The organism is Blautia sp. AF26-2 (assembly GCF_003460955.1).
GTDB lineage: Bacteria > Bacillota > Clostridia > Lachnospirales > Lachnospiraceae > Fusicatenibacter > Fusicatenibacter saccharivorans.
On record NZ_QTWD01000005.1, the window covers coordinates 123,627 to 137,475 of the forward strand.

The following is a 13,849-nucleotide window of genomic DNA, read 5'->3' on the forward strand; positions in this document are numbered from 1 at the left end:
AAAAATGTTATATTGTGTTTTAAAAAGTATATTTTGTCAAAAAAGGAGAGTAGCCTGGTATGCTGAAATTTGAGAAAAACGATTATACAATAGAAGAAGTAACACTGTGTGGCGAGACGATCCGGTTTCGGGCGTTCCGCGACCTGATTTATGTGGAAAAACCGGTTAATGAAGAGTTTCAGAAGATGAATCTTTTTGTGCCGGAATGCTATTATGAGGGAGCATCCCTGCATGGCTATGATTTAAGGAGCGCGCCGGTTTTCATGCCGAATACGGTCGGCGGCTACATGCCGGGTCCGGCGGATGAGCCTAGAACGAATCCATTTTTACAGGGCAGACCCAACACGATTTTTCGTGCACTGCAGCACGGCTATGTTGTGGCATCCCCGGCAATCCGCGGCAGAGTGCAGAAGGGGGCAGATGGCCGGTACAACGGAAAAGCACCATCCTGCGTAGTTGATTATAAAGCGGCCGTGCGATATCTCCACTTCTTCGCGGATGAGCTGCCTGGCGATGCGAGCAAAATTATCACCAATGGAACAAGTGCCGGAGGTGCGCTGTCATCCCTGATGGGAAGCACGGGAAATCACCCGGACTATGAGCCGTATCTGCAGGCACTTGGCGCGGCGGATGCCGGAGATAACGTGTTTGCGGCTTCCTGCTACTGCCCGATCACAAACCTTGAACACGCAGACATGGCGTATGAATGGGAATTTTGCGGAGTAAATGATTTTCACCGTGCCAACATGAAAATGGATGAGGGCGGCCGCCCGGTTTTCACACCGGTGGATGGCGAGATGACGAAAGAACAGATCCTTGTTTCAGCAGAGGAAAAAGCAATGTTTCCGGCATATGTAAACAGCCTTGGATTGAAGGATGAAAACGGAGATCCACTGACACTTGATGCAGATGGAGAAGGATCCCTGAAGGAATATGTAAAACGCGTTGTGATGGAATCTGCGCAGAGAGCGTCTGACCAGGGTGTGGATTTATCAGATAAACCATGGCTGATCGTCGAGAACGGCAAAGTGCAGGGCATGGATTTTACCGCTTATGTCAAAGACATCACCCGGATGAAAACGGCACCTGCTTTTGATGCGCTGGATCTGGAAAGCCCGGAGAATGATCTGTTTGGAAACGAGACGACAAACTGCCGTCACTTCACGGAATACAGCACAGCACACACGAAAGCACAGGGCGCGTGTGCGGAAGCAGAAGTTGTGAAAATGATGAATCCCATGGAATACATTCTGGATGAAAAAGCAGAAAAAGCACAGCATTTCCGCATCCGCCACGGCGAGTGCGACCGCGACACCTCTCTGGTGATCTCGGCAATGCTGACGGCAAAACTGCGCGAGGCGGGCTGTGAGGTTGATTACCGTTCCCCATGGAATACGCCGCATGCAGGCGACTACGACCTCGACGAGTTATTCGCATGGATCGATGGAATCTGTGGATAAAAGGAAGGAACGAGACGGATGGCTGTGGAAAAACGGATTGTAGTTGGCGCATCGGGGGCGAGCGGAATGCCGCTGCTGATGAAGTGCCTTGAAATTCTGCGGGATAGTGAGGAATACCGTTCCCTTCTGGTGATGAGCCGCAGTGCAAAGCTGACGCTGGAACAGGAGACAGACTGGAGTGTTTCGCAGGTGGAAGCGCTGGCAGATGAAGTGCTCGAGCAGGACAATATCGGTGCAGGCCCGGCGAGCGGGTCGTACCGGACAGAAGGCATGGTGATTGTGCCGTGCAGCATGAAAACAGTGGCAGGAATTGTAAGCGGATACACCGACAATCTGCTGCTGCGTGCGGCGGATGTGACGATCAAGGAGAAACGCCCGCTTGTACTGGCAGCGCGGGAGACACCGATGAGTGAAATTCATCTGCGGAATCTGTACGAACTGTCGAGATTGTCAAATGTATGGATTGTTCCGCCGATGATGACCTTTTATCAGAAACCGGAGTCCATCGACGATATGGTGACACATCTTGCGGCCAAACTGCTTTCGCCGTTCGGCGTGGAAGTAAAGGAGTACCGGAGATGGAAAGAATGCTGACAAAAAAGGCAACAGCTGCAGGATACACGATGGAAGTGACGGTAATGAAGATCGGTGAAGATTTTCAGATCTGTCTCGCCGGAGGAGAAAAGCCGCATATCGGCTGTGTGGTGCAGGCCGTACCACGGGAATCGCTGACCGGAGACGGGAGCTGGAGTGCGACTTCCTCGGTGTGGAACCGCACCGGACATAAGGATGAGGTACTGTGCCGGATGCTGGCGGAAAAAATCTGTTGTGCCTGCCGTACCGTGACCGTCTGCACCGGTGGCGTGCATATCGATGAAATTACCGGAGAACAGATCCGGGAGATTGTGGATGCGGTAGAGAAGATGGGAGAAGAGATTGCGCAGGATTTGAGATGATAAGTAAGCATGGAAAGCGGATAAAAAGTCATTGCATTTTTCGGACATGCTTTGGGTTTGTGTTATATTTCCTATTGAATATGTAGAGAATATGGAATAAAATAAAAGAAGGTATTTTTATCATGACATATATTCGGAGGAAATAAAATGAAAGTTTCGACAAGAGGACGGTATGCGCTTCGTCTGATGCTGGATCTGGCACTCAACAATACCGGCGAACCGGTGCGTTTGAAAGATGTGGCAAAGCGGCAGGAGATTTCGGAAAAATATCTGGAACAGATCATCTCGATTTTGAATAAAGCTGGTTTCGTAAAAAGTGTGCGCGGCCCAGCGGGCGGTTATTCCCTGAAACGAAAGCCGGAAGAATATACCGTGGGCATGATCCTGCGTCTGACCGAGGGCAGCCTTGCGCCGGTGGACTGTGTAGAAGACGGCGCCGACTGCGGCAGGGAAGATCAGTGCGTTACGGTGATGCTCTGGAAAAAACTGAACGATGCCATCAACAGTGTGGTGGACAATATTACGCTGGCAGATCTGGTGGAATGGCAGATGCAGAAGTCGAATGAGTATGTAATCTGACGGCAGACAGAATAAGCGATAACGTCCAATGAGGGAACAGAAGAGGGAAAATGGTGAAAACATCATTTTCCTTTTTTTTACCGGTAAAAATCTGGGAGCACGGCATTTACAAGCAAAAAAAAATTTGTTAAGATAAAAAATAGGGCGCATTTGGAGAAGAAAAAAATCAGGATGCGCAAAAGTGAAGAAAATAAAAGATAAGGAGTTTCCCCTTATGAAAAAACAACAGGAAAGCCTTAAAAATATGGTATATCAGGCCATTTTGAACGGCATTTTTACCGATGAATATAAACCCAATCAAATTATCAACGAGCAGGAGCTGGTACAGAAATTCGGCTGCAGCAAGACGCCAATCCGTGAAGCACTGGTGACGCTCTGCAACGAGGGAATTCTCCACAGCTTCCCGCGCTTCGGCTACCAGGTTGTCAGCGTGTCCCGCGAAGAGGCACAGAATATTCTGGATTTCCGCCTTGTTCTCGAGGGCGGATATCTTCGTCAGTCGATCGGACATATCACCGAAGAAAATCTGGCGGAGCTTGCCGAGATTGATGAGAGATGCAAACAGAGCACCGACAGCGTATGGGATCACTGGGAGGCAAATACAGCATTCCATCTGAAGCTGATTTCCTTCTCCGGCAACGCTTACGCATATCAGGAGCTTGAACGCACCATGAACGTCTTAAAACGCGCTTACGCCCAGTTTTACTGGCAGACCTGGTCCAACGTAAACCCGGCACTGGACATTGCGCATCATAACGATATTATGCAGAGCATCCGGGAGAAAGATCTGGAGAAGACGCAGAATTATCTGAAAGAGGATCTGGCGGATTTTTGTGGGTAAGAAATGAAACAGAGTGCATAGGAACGAAAAATTCCAATACACTCTGTTTTTTTGCGCGCTGGAGACCTTTTTCAGGCACGCTCCAGGGCTCGTGATTATCCATGAAAATGCCTCTCCCGATACTGCTGCGGTGTCACCCCGCTGCTTTTCTTGAACTGCCGGTAAAAGTAGGAAACGTTTGCGATTCCGATCTGGTCACAGATTTGCTGGGGGGAGAAGCTTGTGGTGGCAAGCAGGCGTTTTGCGGCTGCCATGCGTTCATCCATGATGTAGCTGCTGAGCGATGCTCCTGCCTTCGTGCTGAAAATGTGGGACAGGTAGTCCGGGTTCATGTGGATTTCCTCGGCGATGGAGGTGCGGCCCAGTTCAGGATCGGAAAGATGCGAACGGATATAGTCCTTGATGACGCTGATCGGGTCCGAGGTATCGGTGGAGAGGTGCTCTTCCATATTCAGCCGCTCCTTCTCATACCATGCATTTTTCTTCACCTCCTGCACAGCCGCCGCCAGCTTTTCCATAAGCTGATCCGGGTCGATTGGCTTTAACAGGTAGGAGAAAATATGTAAATTCAGCGCTTCCTGCGCATAATCAAATCGCTGATGGCCGGTCAGAACGAGTACGATGGGATGAAAATCGTTCTCATGAAGCCATTCCACTAACTGCAGACCGGTTTCGCGCGGCATTTCAATGTCAGTCAAAAGAATATCAATATCCTGGGAACCCTCAAAAATTCGTTTTGCCTGGCTGGCACTGTAGGCAGGAAACGCCTGCTCAATCCCGAGCGCCGACCAGTCTGTCGTTTCGATAATGTTTTTCACAATATAATATTCATCATCCACTACTAAAATGTTCATTGTAAAAGCCCTGTTCCTTTCTTCCGTTTCGCATGGATTTGAATCGTTACAAAAAGCAAGCCGAAAGCCTTTTTCAAACAAGCTTTAGCTCTCGTTTCTTTTGCCGGGGACCTGAGGTGTGTCGGAAGCATGTGAAAAAAGAGGTTCCGATGTTTCAATTTTGTTTTCCGGCGGATTGCCATCCTCCCGGTATGGAATGTATGGAATCGTAACCTCTGATCTTGCACCCCATCCGGGTTCGTTGGAAAAATGCGCATGGGCTTTTTCTCCATAAACAAGATAAAGCCGTTTGAGCAGATTGTAGGTTCCGATTTTTTTTCCATCAAAGTCATGAACCTGCTGGGAAACTGGCCGGTTCAGGTATTCCAGATCCTCTTCAAAATAACCACTGCCGGAGTCGAGATGAGTGAGAACCACATATTTTTCACCATTGCGCTCCACAAGGCTGCCGGTGATACGGACACGGAGCTCTTCGCCCATGATCATGTTGTGCTTGATGGTATTTTCTGTAAACATCAGCAGAATGATCGGAAAAACAGAAGCATTCCTGCATTTCTCATCCACATGGATTTCCCAGTTCAGACAGCCTGGAAACCGCAGTTCTGTCATCTCCAGAAAATTTTCTACGTATTTCAGTTCTTCTTTCAAAGGAACGGCTGTCTTATCCTGCAGGGTGTACCGCAAATGATTCGAAAGTGTGCGGACGAATTCATTTGTGAGCCGCCTTCCTTCTTCCGTGAATGGCATTGATGCGATTGCGGAGAGACAGTTGATCAGAGAGTGCGGCGCTACCTGGGATTTCAGATACTGAATCTCCAGTGCCTTCAGATTTAATTTATCCTCATAAACATTGATTTTTAACTTCTCAATTCGATTCATCAGCTTATTCAGTGTTTCACCGATTTCCAGAACCTCCTCACACCGCTCATTGGAAAGATCCGGGTGCGGCACCTGTTGTTCCTCTTTGACCTGTGATGCCATTTTCCGGATCAGATCAAGAGGCTTTGAAATCAGGTGTTCATAGGAAACGGTCCATAAAAGAGAAACCACGAAAATCAGCAGAGCACCCCCGAGCAGAAGCTTGAGCATATTGTAAATAGGAGTGTTGACTTCTTCGGAGGGGATGAGTGCATTTAAGGAGCAGGTAGAAGAAGGAAGCTTTTCAGCGACCTGTAAATATTGTATACCGTCCTTTCCGCGGATCCGATGAGGTTTCTGGGTAGAAAAGTCGGTAGACAGTTTAAAATCGGACCAGCTTTCGTTGTCGTATGGAATACCATTTTCATCAGCAAACAGAAAAATGGTATTTGAATCATCAAATGGAGTATTCAGTTCATCCAGACGGATCCAGGCACCAAGATAGCCATGGAGATCATTGATAATTCGGATCAGATAGGTATGGCGTTCCAGCTCTATATAATACCAACTCTTGAAGTTGAGAGCGGAGGCGTCCTCTCCCGACTGACGTAAAAGCTTTTTCATGTAGGAACTACAGTCATTGGAGCCCCCATTTTTATAGCGGCAGACAAAATGGTCGTTTGCTTTTCCATAAACAAACATACCGTCAATGTCTGTCATGTAACTTAAAGTATTATCCAAAAGCCTGGAGGCTTTAATCTGGGAAATCACTGCGTTTGGGTTGTTTTTGGAAGTGATCGTATCGACAACATCAGTATTGTTATTAGCGAATTCCCAGAGACAGTTTTCAGCAGTTTCCATACTCTTATTTAACTGCTGGACATAAAGATCCATTGTCTGATGAATTCCCTGGTAGGTTTCATGCTGAAGCTGTTTGGAAATATAAAAAATTAAAAACAGCAATAAAATACTGAACATTATTAAAATACGCATCCAATACCAAAATGCTTTTTTCTTTAGGGAATATATTTTGTGTTTGTGCATAGTGTGGTCAAAAAAATTGAAGTTTAGTGAAAAAGTACGATGTTTTGATGAATTCAAGAAGGATGCCTCCGTAATTATATATAATTTGCACATAGATTCTAAGAAAAGTGCAATAAAACCTAAGCAATGTGAATTGCTAAAAAGTTTATTAAAATTATATAATAACAACAGTTGATAGTCAAAGCAATTTTGTTCGAACATACTTGCAACGACAAAAAAACGAGAAAACAAAGAGGAAACGAGGAGGAAAAACATGGCATCTTTAAAAAAATCCCATGCATCATCCGGGAGCAGCCACAGCAAAGCAGCAAAATTCAAACGATACCTTCCGCTGTATCTGATGTTCCTTCCAGGCGCGATCTATCTGCTCATTAACAATTATATTCCGATGGCAGGCATTATCGTAGCATTTAAGAAGTACAATGCCCGTTTGGGAATCTGGAAGAGCCCGTTCTGCGGACTGGCGAACTTTGAATTTCTGTTTGCATCATCGGATGCATGGACTATTACAAGAAATACGTTACTTTACAATCTGGCGTTTATTGTTCTGAACACGGTAGTCGGAATTATTTTTGCAATCTTTATCTGCGATACGTTTAATAAAAAATTAAAGAAAATTTATCAGAGTGCAATCTTGTTTCCATATCTGATGTCGGCTGTTATTCTTGGCTACATTGTATATGCATTTTTAAGTCAGAGTACAGGTATTGTAAACAATTCGATTTTAAGTGCACTTGGAAAAGATGCTGTGAACTGGTATGCAGAACCGAAATACTGGCCGTTCATTCTGATTTTTGTAAATACCTGGAAGGGTGTAGGATATGGATGTCTGATCTACATATCTACCATCAATGGCATTGATCCGTCTCTGTATGAGGCAGCTTCTCTGGATGGCGCAACCAAATGGCAGCAGATCAAAAACATTACGCTTCCATTCCTGAAACCAACCGTAATCACCCTGACATTGATGAGTGTCGGCCGTATCTTCTATTCCGATTTCGGTCTGTTCTATCAGGTACCACGTGATTCAGGACTTCTGTACTCGGCAACCAATGTTATTGATACCTACGTATACCGCGGCCTGATGAAATCCGGAAATGTCGGAATGTCTGCAGCAGCCGGCTTCTATCAGTCCATCATCGGATTTATCATTGTCCTTACCGCAAACGGAATCGTACGTAAAGTCAGCAAAGAAAACGCAATGTTCTAAGGAGATCACGTATGAAAGAAAAACCATTTTCCAAATATCAGATTTTAGCAAACGCTGTCATGATTATCTGGACGCTTGCCATTATCTTACCGTTTATTCTGTTATTTATGTCTTCTATTACAGATGAAAACACACTGGTAGCGAATGGATACTCCTTCTTTCCGAAGAAGTTCTCCCTCGCGTCCTATTCCTACATCATCAAATCCGGAGGTCAGATTTTGAAGGCCTATGGAGTAAGTATTGGTGTCACGGTAGTCGGAACTCTGTTGAATGTCCTTCTGTCTGCTCTGATGGCCTATCCTTTGTCAGTAAAAAATCTTCCGGGCAGAAATGTGATGATGTTCTTCGTGTTCTTTACCATGCTGTTCAACGGCGGTATCGTTCCATCTTACATTATGTGGACAGGTACCTTCCATATCAAAGATACGATTTTTGCACAGCTGCTTCCAAACTTCCTGCTTTCTGCATGGAATGTTATGATGATTCGAACTTATTTTACCACAAGCATTCCGGATGGATTATACGAGGCGGCAGAGATTGACGGTGCAAGCCAGTTTACCATCTTCTGGAAAATCGTACTTCCGCTTGGAAAACCGATCTTGGTAACAATGGGCACCTTTGCAGGCCTTGCTTACTGGAATGACTGGACCAATGGTCTGTACTATATCGTTAAGAATACAGGTCTGTACAACGTACAGAACCTTCTGAACCAGATGGTACAGAATATTCAGTTCCTGACACAGAGCTCCAACTCGAATGTGACAGCAGCTGCATCGACCATTCCGGCAACGGGAATCCAGATGGCAATTGCATTCGTAGCAATTCTGCCGATTATGCTGATTTTCCCGTCTTTCCAGAAATATTATGCAAAAGGTATCGCTCTTGGCGCAGTCAAAGGCTGATACAGATGGAATGAATCATTAGCAGCGAAAAGGGCTGCTTCGTGATAAACTTATTTTAAGGAGGAATTTTCATATGAAAAGAAAAATGCTTGCTGCTTTTCTGGCAGCGACAATGGTGGGCGGCCTGCTTGTCGGCTGCGGAAACAGTGGAGACACTTCCGGCTCATCCAAGAGCTCTTCTGGAACAACATCAACAGCATCGGCATCTGGCGAGGTAGATGCTTCCGTAACAAAAACAGAGCTTGGTGAGTACACGGAAGAAAATCCTTATCATCTCGTGTTTGCCTTCGTCGAGTTCTACGAGCAGGATGACGCAGCACGTACCGCAGTGCAGGATGCATTGAATGAATACATGATTCCGAAATATCATATTGAAGTGGAATTTCTTCCATTGCAGTATGCAGAATATCAGCAGACGATTCAGCTGATGATTTCCGGTGGTGATGAGCTGGATGTTATGCCAATTTATTACAGCAATGCTTCCAGTTGGATTGCAATGAATGGTATTGTCGATATGAACCAGTATATGGATACTCCGGAGGGACAGGCTATTAAAGATGTGCTTGGTGAAGCAAATGCAACGGTAGGTTCCATGAATGGTATTCTGTTCGGTTTTCCGGCACAGAAGGAATCGGTTGAACTTGGTGGTCTGACTATGAGAGCAGATATCTGTGATGAACTTGGTATCGCAGAGGAATACGGACTGGAGCTGAATCAGGATGAATACACCGGAAAAGTGTATGACTGGTCTGTTGCAACTGAAATTTTCAAGAAAGTAAAAGAAGCACATCCGGAAATGACACCTCTGTATCTTCAGGGAAGTGCAAGCCCGATGAGACGTCTTGCATTTTTCGACGAGTTAGCGGATCAGTTCGGTGTTCTGGATTGGGAGGCTGATCATGACTCCACAACCGTAGTGAACGAGTTTGAAACCGATACTTACAAAGAAGCAGTAACCCAGCTGGCGGAATGGTTTGATGCAGGATACATTTATCCGGATGCGTTGACGGATACACAGGGAGCTGCAGTTATGATGAAGGCTGGAAATACGTTCTCTTATATGTCAGCAATTAAGCCGGGCTATCTTGTTGAGGCAAAGGCATCTACAGGAACAGACTGCTATGCAATGTATTTTGGACAGGATGTAGAAGGTGGATATTCAACTACAAACGTAAGTTTTTATGATACTGGCATCGCAACCAACAGTGCGGATCCGGAAATGGCCTTTAAGTTTATCTCCGCGCTGTATACAGATCCGGAGGTTATGAATCTGTGGCAGAATGGTATTCAGGATGTAAACTATAAAGTTTTGGATGATGGTACTGCTTATTATGTAGATGGTGAAGATGCTTCTAACTTTAAATATCATCAGAATACAGGATGGTTTATGGGCAATCAGTTTAACACATACGTATGGAATGATGGTTCCAAGGATGCAAATTACTGGGATAAACTGCAGCACCATAACGACTGGGCACAGTATTCACCGGCATACGGATTTATGTGGGATTCTTCTGAATACTCTACACAGATCACAGCTCTGCAGAATGCACTGAATACGTATCGTCCAGCACTTGAGACAGGCTCTGTCGGAGTTGCTGGTGTAGAAGAAACACTCCAGAAACTGAATGATGCGCTGTATGCAGCCGGACTGCAGACTGTTATGGATGCAAAACAGGAGCAGCTGGATAAATGGCTGGATGAAAACGGAGGAGCTACAGAAACTCCGCAGTCTAACCTTGATACGATTGCAGCAGCAAAAGAAGCAAACTAACGAAAGATCAACATTAGGTATAATTAGATCTAAGGCAAATCCGCCCGGAAACCGTAAAGCTGTGCGGTCTTCGGGCGGATTGCTTTGTATGTTTTTGGCTTTTACAGCAGAAAGGATTTACTATGAAAAAAATGAATTACACATTTTCCGTGCCGGACAACAAACGCGTGCGTATGATTGTCAGCACAGACTGCAAAAATGAGGCGGACGACCAGTTCGCACTGGCACATCACCTGATGACACCGATGTTTATTCTGAAAGGCATCGTTCCGTGTCACTTCAACATGTTCTCCCGCGATTACGGCGATGGCCACACAGCACAGGCGAGCATGGACGAGGTCAATAAAGTGCTGGATCTGATGGATCGGCAGGGCGTATGCCCGGTCTGCAAAGGATCGGAATTTCCGATGAAGGACGAGCAGACTCCGGCCGTGTCGGATGGCGCAAAGCTGATCGCCGAAGAAGCCATGAAAGATGATCCGCATCCGCTGTTCATCGCCTGCCAGGGAGCACTGACCGACGTTGCCTCCGCACTTCTGATGAAACCGGAAATCGCAGACCGCATGACCGCCATCTGGATCGGCGGAGCACCGTATCCGGAAGGGGGAGAAGAGTTCAACCTCCGCCAGGATATCGCAGCTGCAAACGTTGTGATGAAATCCGGCATGAAGGTATGGCAGGTTCCGTCTACCGTATACAAGAAAGTAACAGTTTCTCTTGCCGAGCTGCAGCTTAATGTTCAGCCATGTGGAGAAATTGGAAATTATCTGTATCAGCAGATGGTAGACTTTAACAACACCTTCTATCAGTTCCAGGAATGGCCGCACGGCGAAATCTGGGGTCTCGGCGATTCTCCGACAGTTGGGTTGCTGCTGGCAGAGGTACAGCGTACCGACCTCTATGAAATGGTAGAAGCGCCGGAAATCAGCTATGAGGACATGAGCTATCACTTCACCGGAAAGAACCGCAAAATTCGCGTTTACCATGATCCGAATGCGGAGCTGACGTTGAGAGACTTTTTTGCGAAACTGAAATTGAATTATGGGATGTGACAGGGACTGCTAATCAAAATCAGAGCCTGTTTGAAAAAAGCTTTCCACAAGATGTGTGTCACAATTTATCGGAAATTTTGTTCGACAGAGGGCGTCGCAGCGGGTTTTTGTATGGACAGAAAGAGCAATATAAAAACAGCCATCTGTGCAAGTTTGTCCAGATGGCTGTCTATCGTAATACTTTCGTTATTTACACACTTCGTCAATATCCACACGGTCGATCATAATATTCAGGATCTCCGTATCGGTATCTTTCATGCCGACTCTTCCGATGTATCCCATACTCTTGATCGTATCCTCGACATCTTCCCGCACGATACCTTCGCCCGGCTGGAAACTTCTGTGATGCTGGCCCATGTAGTGGGCGAGAATAGCAGCGTCAACAGCGGATGCAATTTTCGCCGCACAGGAGGATTTTGCGCCGTCGCAGACAATACCGCCGACGTTTCCAATGGTGTTGACGATCGTCAGACTGACATCTTCATAAGTTCCGCCAGAAAGATAGGTAATGGCGGCACCGGCTCCACAGCCTGCGCTGACGGCGCCGCAGTAAGCGGAAAGACTTCCAATATATTTTTTCTGATGAACCGCAATCAGGTTGCTGACAACGAGTGCGCGGTACAGTTTTTCCTGGGAAACGTTCCATTCTTTTGCAAACTCAATGACAGGAAGGGAAACGGTCATGCCCTGGTTTCCGCTGCCGGAATTGATGACGACCGGAAGAGAGCAGCCGCTCATACGCGCATCGGAGCCTGCCGCTGCACGGGCGCGGGCGCGGATTTTTACGTCATTGCCGTATTCATTCAGCAGCGTGCGGCCAACCTGTGCACCGTATGGATGACGGAGACCTTCATCGGAAATGGCAGAGTTCATGGTGATCTGACGGTCAAGAATTTCTTTGATGTCTTCGATCTTCACAGTATCGGCAAATTCAAGAATATCCTTGACGTTCAGCACACTTTTATCAACGTATTCAGGGGAATCCTCATGAGCCGCAATCTGATAAAGTATCTCACCATCTTTTACGATGCGTGAAATCAGAGTATGACGGTTTACAATTGTTACTTCTGCACTGTGCTCTCCGGCAATGACTTTTGCAACAATGTAGAGATTTTCTACGCCTTCTTTTAAAGTACAGGTACAGAATCCCTGCTGTACCAGCTTTTTTGTATTTTCAATATCTGCTTCGGTCACATCTTCAAGTACTTCAAGTTCACGTTCGGCACAGCCTCCGACGACGCCAAGCGTTGCCGCAACATCAATTCCCTTCAGGCCATTGGAGTTTGGAACTTTAACACCCTTTACGTTTTTGATGATGTTTCCACTGCAGCAAAGCTCGATCGATTCCGGCATCTGTCCGAGTACTTCGCGTGCTTTTGCTGCCGCATATGCAATGGCAATCGGCTCTGTACAGCCAAGCGCCGGAACAAGCTCGTTTTTTAAAATCTTTACATAACTGTCATATAATTTCTGATCCATGAAAATTCTCCTGTATAGTTTTTTATGCGTTATCAACTGGTAAATCTTGCATTTCTTTCTGATTATACTATTGATATATCACTGATAATATCAGATGTCAAGTAGAGAATTGCAATTTGTGAATTAACATCATGCATTGACGCAGAAAAGAAAAGATGATACGATAAAAACAGTAAAATACTGAAATCGGAGGTAATCATTGGAGAATAGCAAAACTGTAACATTTTCACTTGGTGGAATGATTTTCGAATATGATGAGAAAAAGAATAAAATTAATATAGAAAAACATGGAATTTCATTTAAAAGTGCTACCCGTGTATTTTTTGATTATGATCGAATAGAATATTATGATGAGGAAAATAGTAATGTTGAAGATCGATATGATATCATAGGTGATTTATCTGCAGGGACAGCGCAAATAGAGCGTAATACAGAGATTATGATCGGAAATATAAAAAGTGATGATGTTTTGTTTGTAGTGTATACGGAAAGAATACGGAAAAATGAAAATGGGGCAGAAATAGATGTGACAAGATTAATCTCCGCAAGATATGCAACCAATTTTGAAAGGGGGCTTTATTATGGTAAATACTAAAGAAATGACAGAAAGCCTGATAAAAGAACTCGCTTTTTCAGAAGAAGAATTAAGGGAACTAAAAGCAGCAAAAGAAAAACCTATTGTATTTGATGAAGATTGTCCGGAAACGACTCCAGAACGGGCGCTAAAATTTCGACGGGTAAATCCGCCGAGGGGAGCAGGCAAAAAAAGAGCATAAAAATTTGTGATCTCCGTAAAACCAGAAAATCCTAGTTTTACGGAGATCTTTTCAGAATAAATTG

The 13,849-nt window shown here is 45.5% G+C and carries 15 protein-coding genes; 11 read left to right on the forward strand and 4 right to left on the reverse strand.

The genetic code is table 11. The features are described from left to right. The first annotated feature begins 59 nt into the window (after window positions 1-59). From DWY63_RS08100 to DWY63_RS08120, 5 genes are all read left to right on the forward strand, one after another. A complete protein-coding gene (locus DWY63_RS08100; protein WP_117801833.1) occupies window positions 60-1,460 on the forward strand; it encodes a subtype B tannase in 1,401 nt (466 codons plus the stop codon). 18 nt (window positions 1,461-1,478) lie between these two features. After that, a complete protein-coding gene (locus DWY63_RS08105) occupies window positions 1,479-2,054 on the forward strand; it encodes a UbiX family flavin prenyltransferase (protein ID WP_117801834.1) in 576 nt (191 codons plus the stop codon). After that, a complete protein-coding gene (locus tag DWY63_RS08110) occupies window positions 2,048-2,416 on the forward strand; it encodes a prenylated flavin chaperone LpdD (protein WP_243001867.1) in 369 nt (122 codons plus the stop codon). The genes DWY63_RS08105 and DWY63_RS08110 overlap by 7 nt, the downstream gene beginning before the upstream one ends. Window positions 2,417-2,563: 147 nt before the next feature. Further along, the gene (locus tag DWY63_RS08115; protein ID WP_055226207.1) at window positions 2,564-2,995 is read left to right on the forward strand and encodes an RrF2 family transcriptional regulator; all 432 of its coding nucleotides are present in this window, start codon (window positions 2,564-2,566) and stop codon (window positions 2,993-2,995) included. Window positions 2,996-3,209: 214 nt separating this feature from the next. After that, complete coding sequence (locus DWY63_RS08120; protein WP_055267169.1) at window positions 3,210-3,836, forward strand: GntR family transcriptional regulator; 627 nt, start codon at window positions 3,210-3,212, stop codon at window positions 3,834-3,836. 95 nt (window positions 3,837-3,931) lie between these two features. Here DWY63_RS08120 and DWY63_RS08125 read toward each other — a convergent pair whose 3' ends face one another. Further along, entirely contained in the window at window positions 3,932-4,690 is a 759-nt protein-coding gene (locus DWY63_RS08125; RefSeq protein WP_055267167.1) for a response regulator transcription factor, read from the reverse strand. 84 nt (window positions 4,691-4,774) lie between these two features. Beyond that, window positions 4,775-6,442 carry a sensor histidine kinase gene (locus DWY63_RS08130; RefSeq protein WP_158555009.1) on the reverse strand — a complete coding sequence of 556 codons (1,668 nt, stop codon included), beginning with the start codon at window positions 6,440-6,442 and terminating at the stop codon, window positions 4,775-4,777. Between the two features lie 403 nt (window positions 6,443-6,845). Here DWY63_RS08130 and DWY63_RS08135 point away from each other — a divergent pair, with 403 nt between their 5' ends. The 4 genes from DWY63_RS08135 (at window position 6,846) to DWY63_RS08150 (ending at window position 11,530) form a co-directional block, all read left to right on the forward strand. Then, complete coding sequence (locus DWY63_RS08135; protein WP_055226218.1) at window positions 6,846-7,802, forward strand: ABC transporter permease; 957 nt, start codon at window positions 6,846-6,848, stop codon at window positions 7,800-7,802. Window positions 7,803-7,813: 11 nt separating this feature from the next. Continuing rightward, window positions 7,814-8,704 carry a carbohydrate ABC transporter permease gene (locus DWY63_RS08140; protein ID WP_055226220.1) on the forward strand — a complete coding sequence of 297 codons (891 nt, stop codon included), beginning with the start codon at window positions 7,814-7,816 and terminating at the stop codon, window positions 8,702-8,704. A 73-nt stretch (window positions 8,705-8,777) separates the two neighbouring features. Further along, entirely contained in the window at window positions 8,778-10,478 is a 1,701-nt protein-coding gene (locus tag DWY63_RS08145) for an ABC transporter substrate-binding protein (protein WP_117801836.1), read from the forward strand. Between the two features lie 122 nt (window positions 10,479-10,600). Further along, window positions 10,601-11,530 carry a nucleoside hydrolase gene (locus DWY63_RS08150; RefSeq protein WP_070103170.1) on the forward strand — a complete coding sequence of 310 codons (930 nt, stop codon included), beginning with the start codon at window positions 10,601-10,603 and terminating at the stop codon, window positions 11,528-11,530. A gap of 9 nt (window positions 11,531-11,539) precedes the next feature. Here DWY63_RS08150 and DWY63_RS19100 read toward each other — a convergent pair whose 3' ends face one another. Both DWY63_RS19100 and DWY63_RS08155 read right to left on the reverse strand, forming a co-directional pair. Further along, window positions 11,540-11,659, reverse strand: a complete 120-nt coding sequence (locus DWY63_RS19100; RefSeq protein ID WP_368250375.1) for a DUF6783 domain-containing protein — start codon at window positions 11,657-11,659, stop codon at window positions 11,540-11,542. Between the two features lie 57 nt (window positions 11,660-11,716). Beyond that, complete coding sequence (locus tag DWY63_RS08155; RefSeq protein WP_055267159.1) at window positions 11,717-13,009, reverse strand: L-cysteine desulfidase family protein; 1,293 nt, start codon at window positions 13,007-13,009, stop codon at window positions 11,717-11,719. A 199-nt stretch (window positions 13,010-13,208) separates the two neighbouring features. Between DWY63_RS08155 and DWY63_RS08160 the strand changes: the two genes are divergently transcribed. Together DWY63_RS08160 and DWY63_RS08165 are read left to right on the forward strand one after the other, a co-directional pair. Then, the gene (locus DWY63_RS08160; protein ID WP_330415439.1) at window positions 13,209-13,604 is read left to right on the forward strand and encodes a BrnT family toxin; all 396 of its coding nucleotides are present in this window, start codon (window positions 13,209-13,211) and stop codon (window positions 13,602-13,604) included. Beyond that, the gene (locus DWY63_RS08165; protein WP_055226225.1) at window positions 13,591-13,785 is read left to right on the forward strand and encodes a hypothetical protein; all 195 of its coding nucleotides are present in this window, start codon (window positions 13,591-13,593) and stop codon (window positions 13,783-13,785) included. The genes DWY63_RS08160 and DWY63_RS08165 overlap by 14 nt, the downstream gene beginning before the upstream one ends. Window positions 13,786-13,849: the final 64 nt, after the last annotated feature.

Coding starts and splice junctions, on each gene's coding strand:
- DWY63_RS08100 (WP_117801833.1), top strand. CDS start 60: ATGCTGAAATTTGAGAAAAACGATTATACAATAGAAGAAGTAACACTG.
- DWY63_RS08105 (WP_117801834.1), top strand. CDS start 1,479: ATGGCTGTGGAAAAACGGATTGTAGTTGGCGCATCGGGGGCGAGCGGA.
- DWY63_RS08110 (WP_243001867.1), top strand. CDS start 2,048: ATGCTGACAAAAAAGGCAACAGCTGCAGGATACACGATGGAAGTGACG.
- DWY63_RS08115 (WP_055226207.1), top strand. CDS start 2,564: ATGAAAGTTTCGACAAGAGGACGGTATGCGCTTCGTCTGATGCTGGAT.
- DWY63_RS08120 (WP_055267169.1), top strand. CDS start 3,210: ATGAAAAAACAACAGGAAAGCCTTAAAAATATGGTATATCAGGCCATT.
- DWY63_RS08125 (WP_055267167.1), bottom strand. CDS start 4,690: ATGAACATTTTAGTAGTGGATGATGAATATTATATTGTGAAAAACATT.
- DWY63_RS08130 (WP_158555009.1), bottom strand. CDS start 6,442: ATGGATCTTTATGTCCAGCAGTTAAATAAGAGTATGGAAACTGCTGAA.
- DWY63_RS08135 (WP_055226218.1), top strand. CDS start 6,846: ATGGCATCTTTAAAAAAATCCCATGCATCATCCGGGAGCAGCCACAGC.
- DWY63_RS08140 (WP_055226220.1), top strand. CDS start 7,814: ATGAAAGAAAAACCATTTTCCAAATATCAGATTTTAGCAAACGCTGTC.
- DWY63_RS08145 (WP_117801836.1), top strand. CDS start 8,778: ATGAAAAGAAAAATGCTTGCTGCTTTTCTGGCAGCGACAATGGTGGGC.
- DWY63_RS08150 (WP_070103170.1), top strand. CDS start 10,601: ATGAAAAAAATGAATTACACATTTTCCGTGCCGGACAACAAACGCGTG.
- DWY63_RS08155 (WP_055267159.1), bottom strand. CDS start 13,009: ATGGATCAGAAATTATATGACAGTTATGTAAAGATTTTAAAAAACGAG.
- DWY63_RS08165 (WP_055226225.1), top strand. CDS start 13,591: ATGGTAAATACTAAAGAAATGACAGAAAGCCTGATAAAAGAACTCGCT.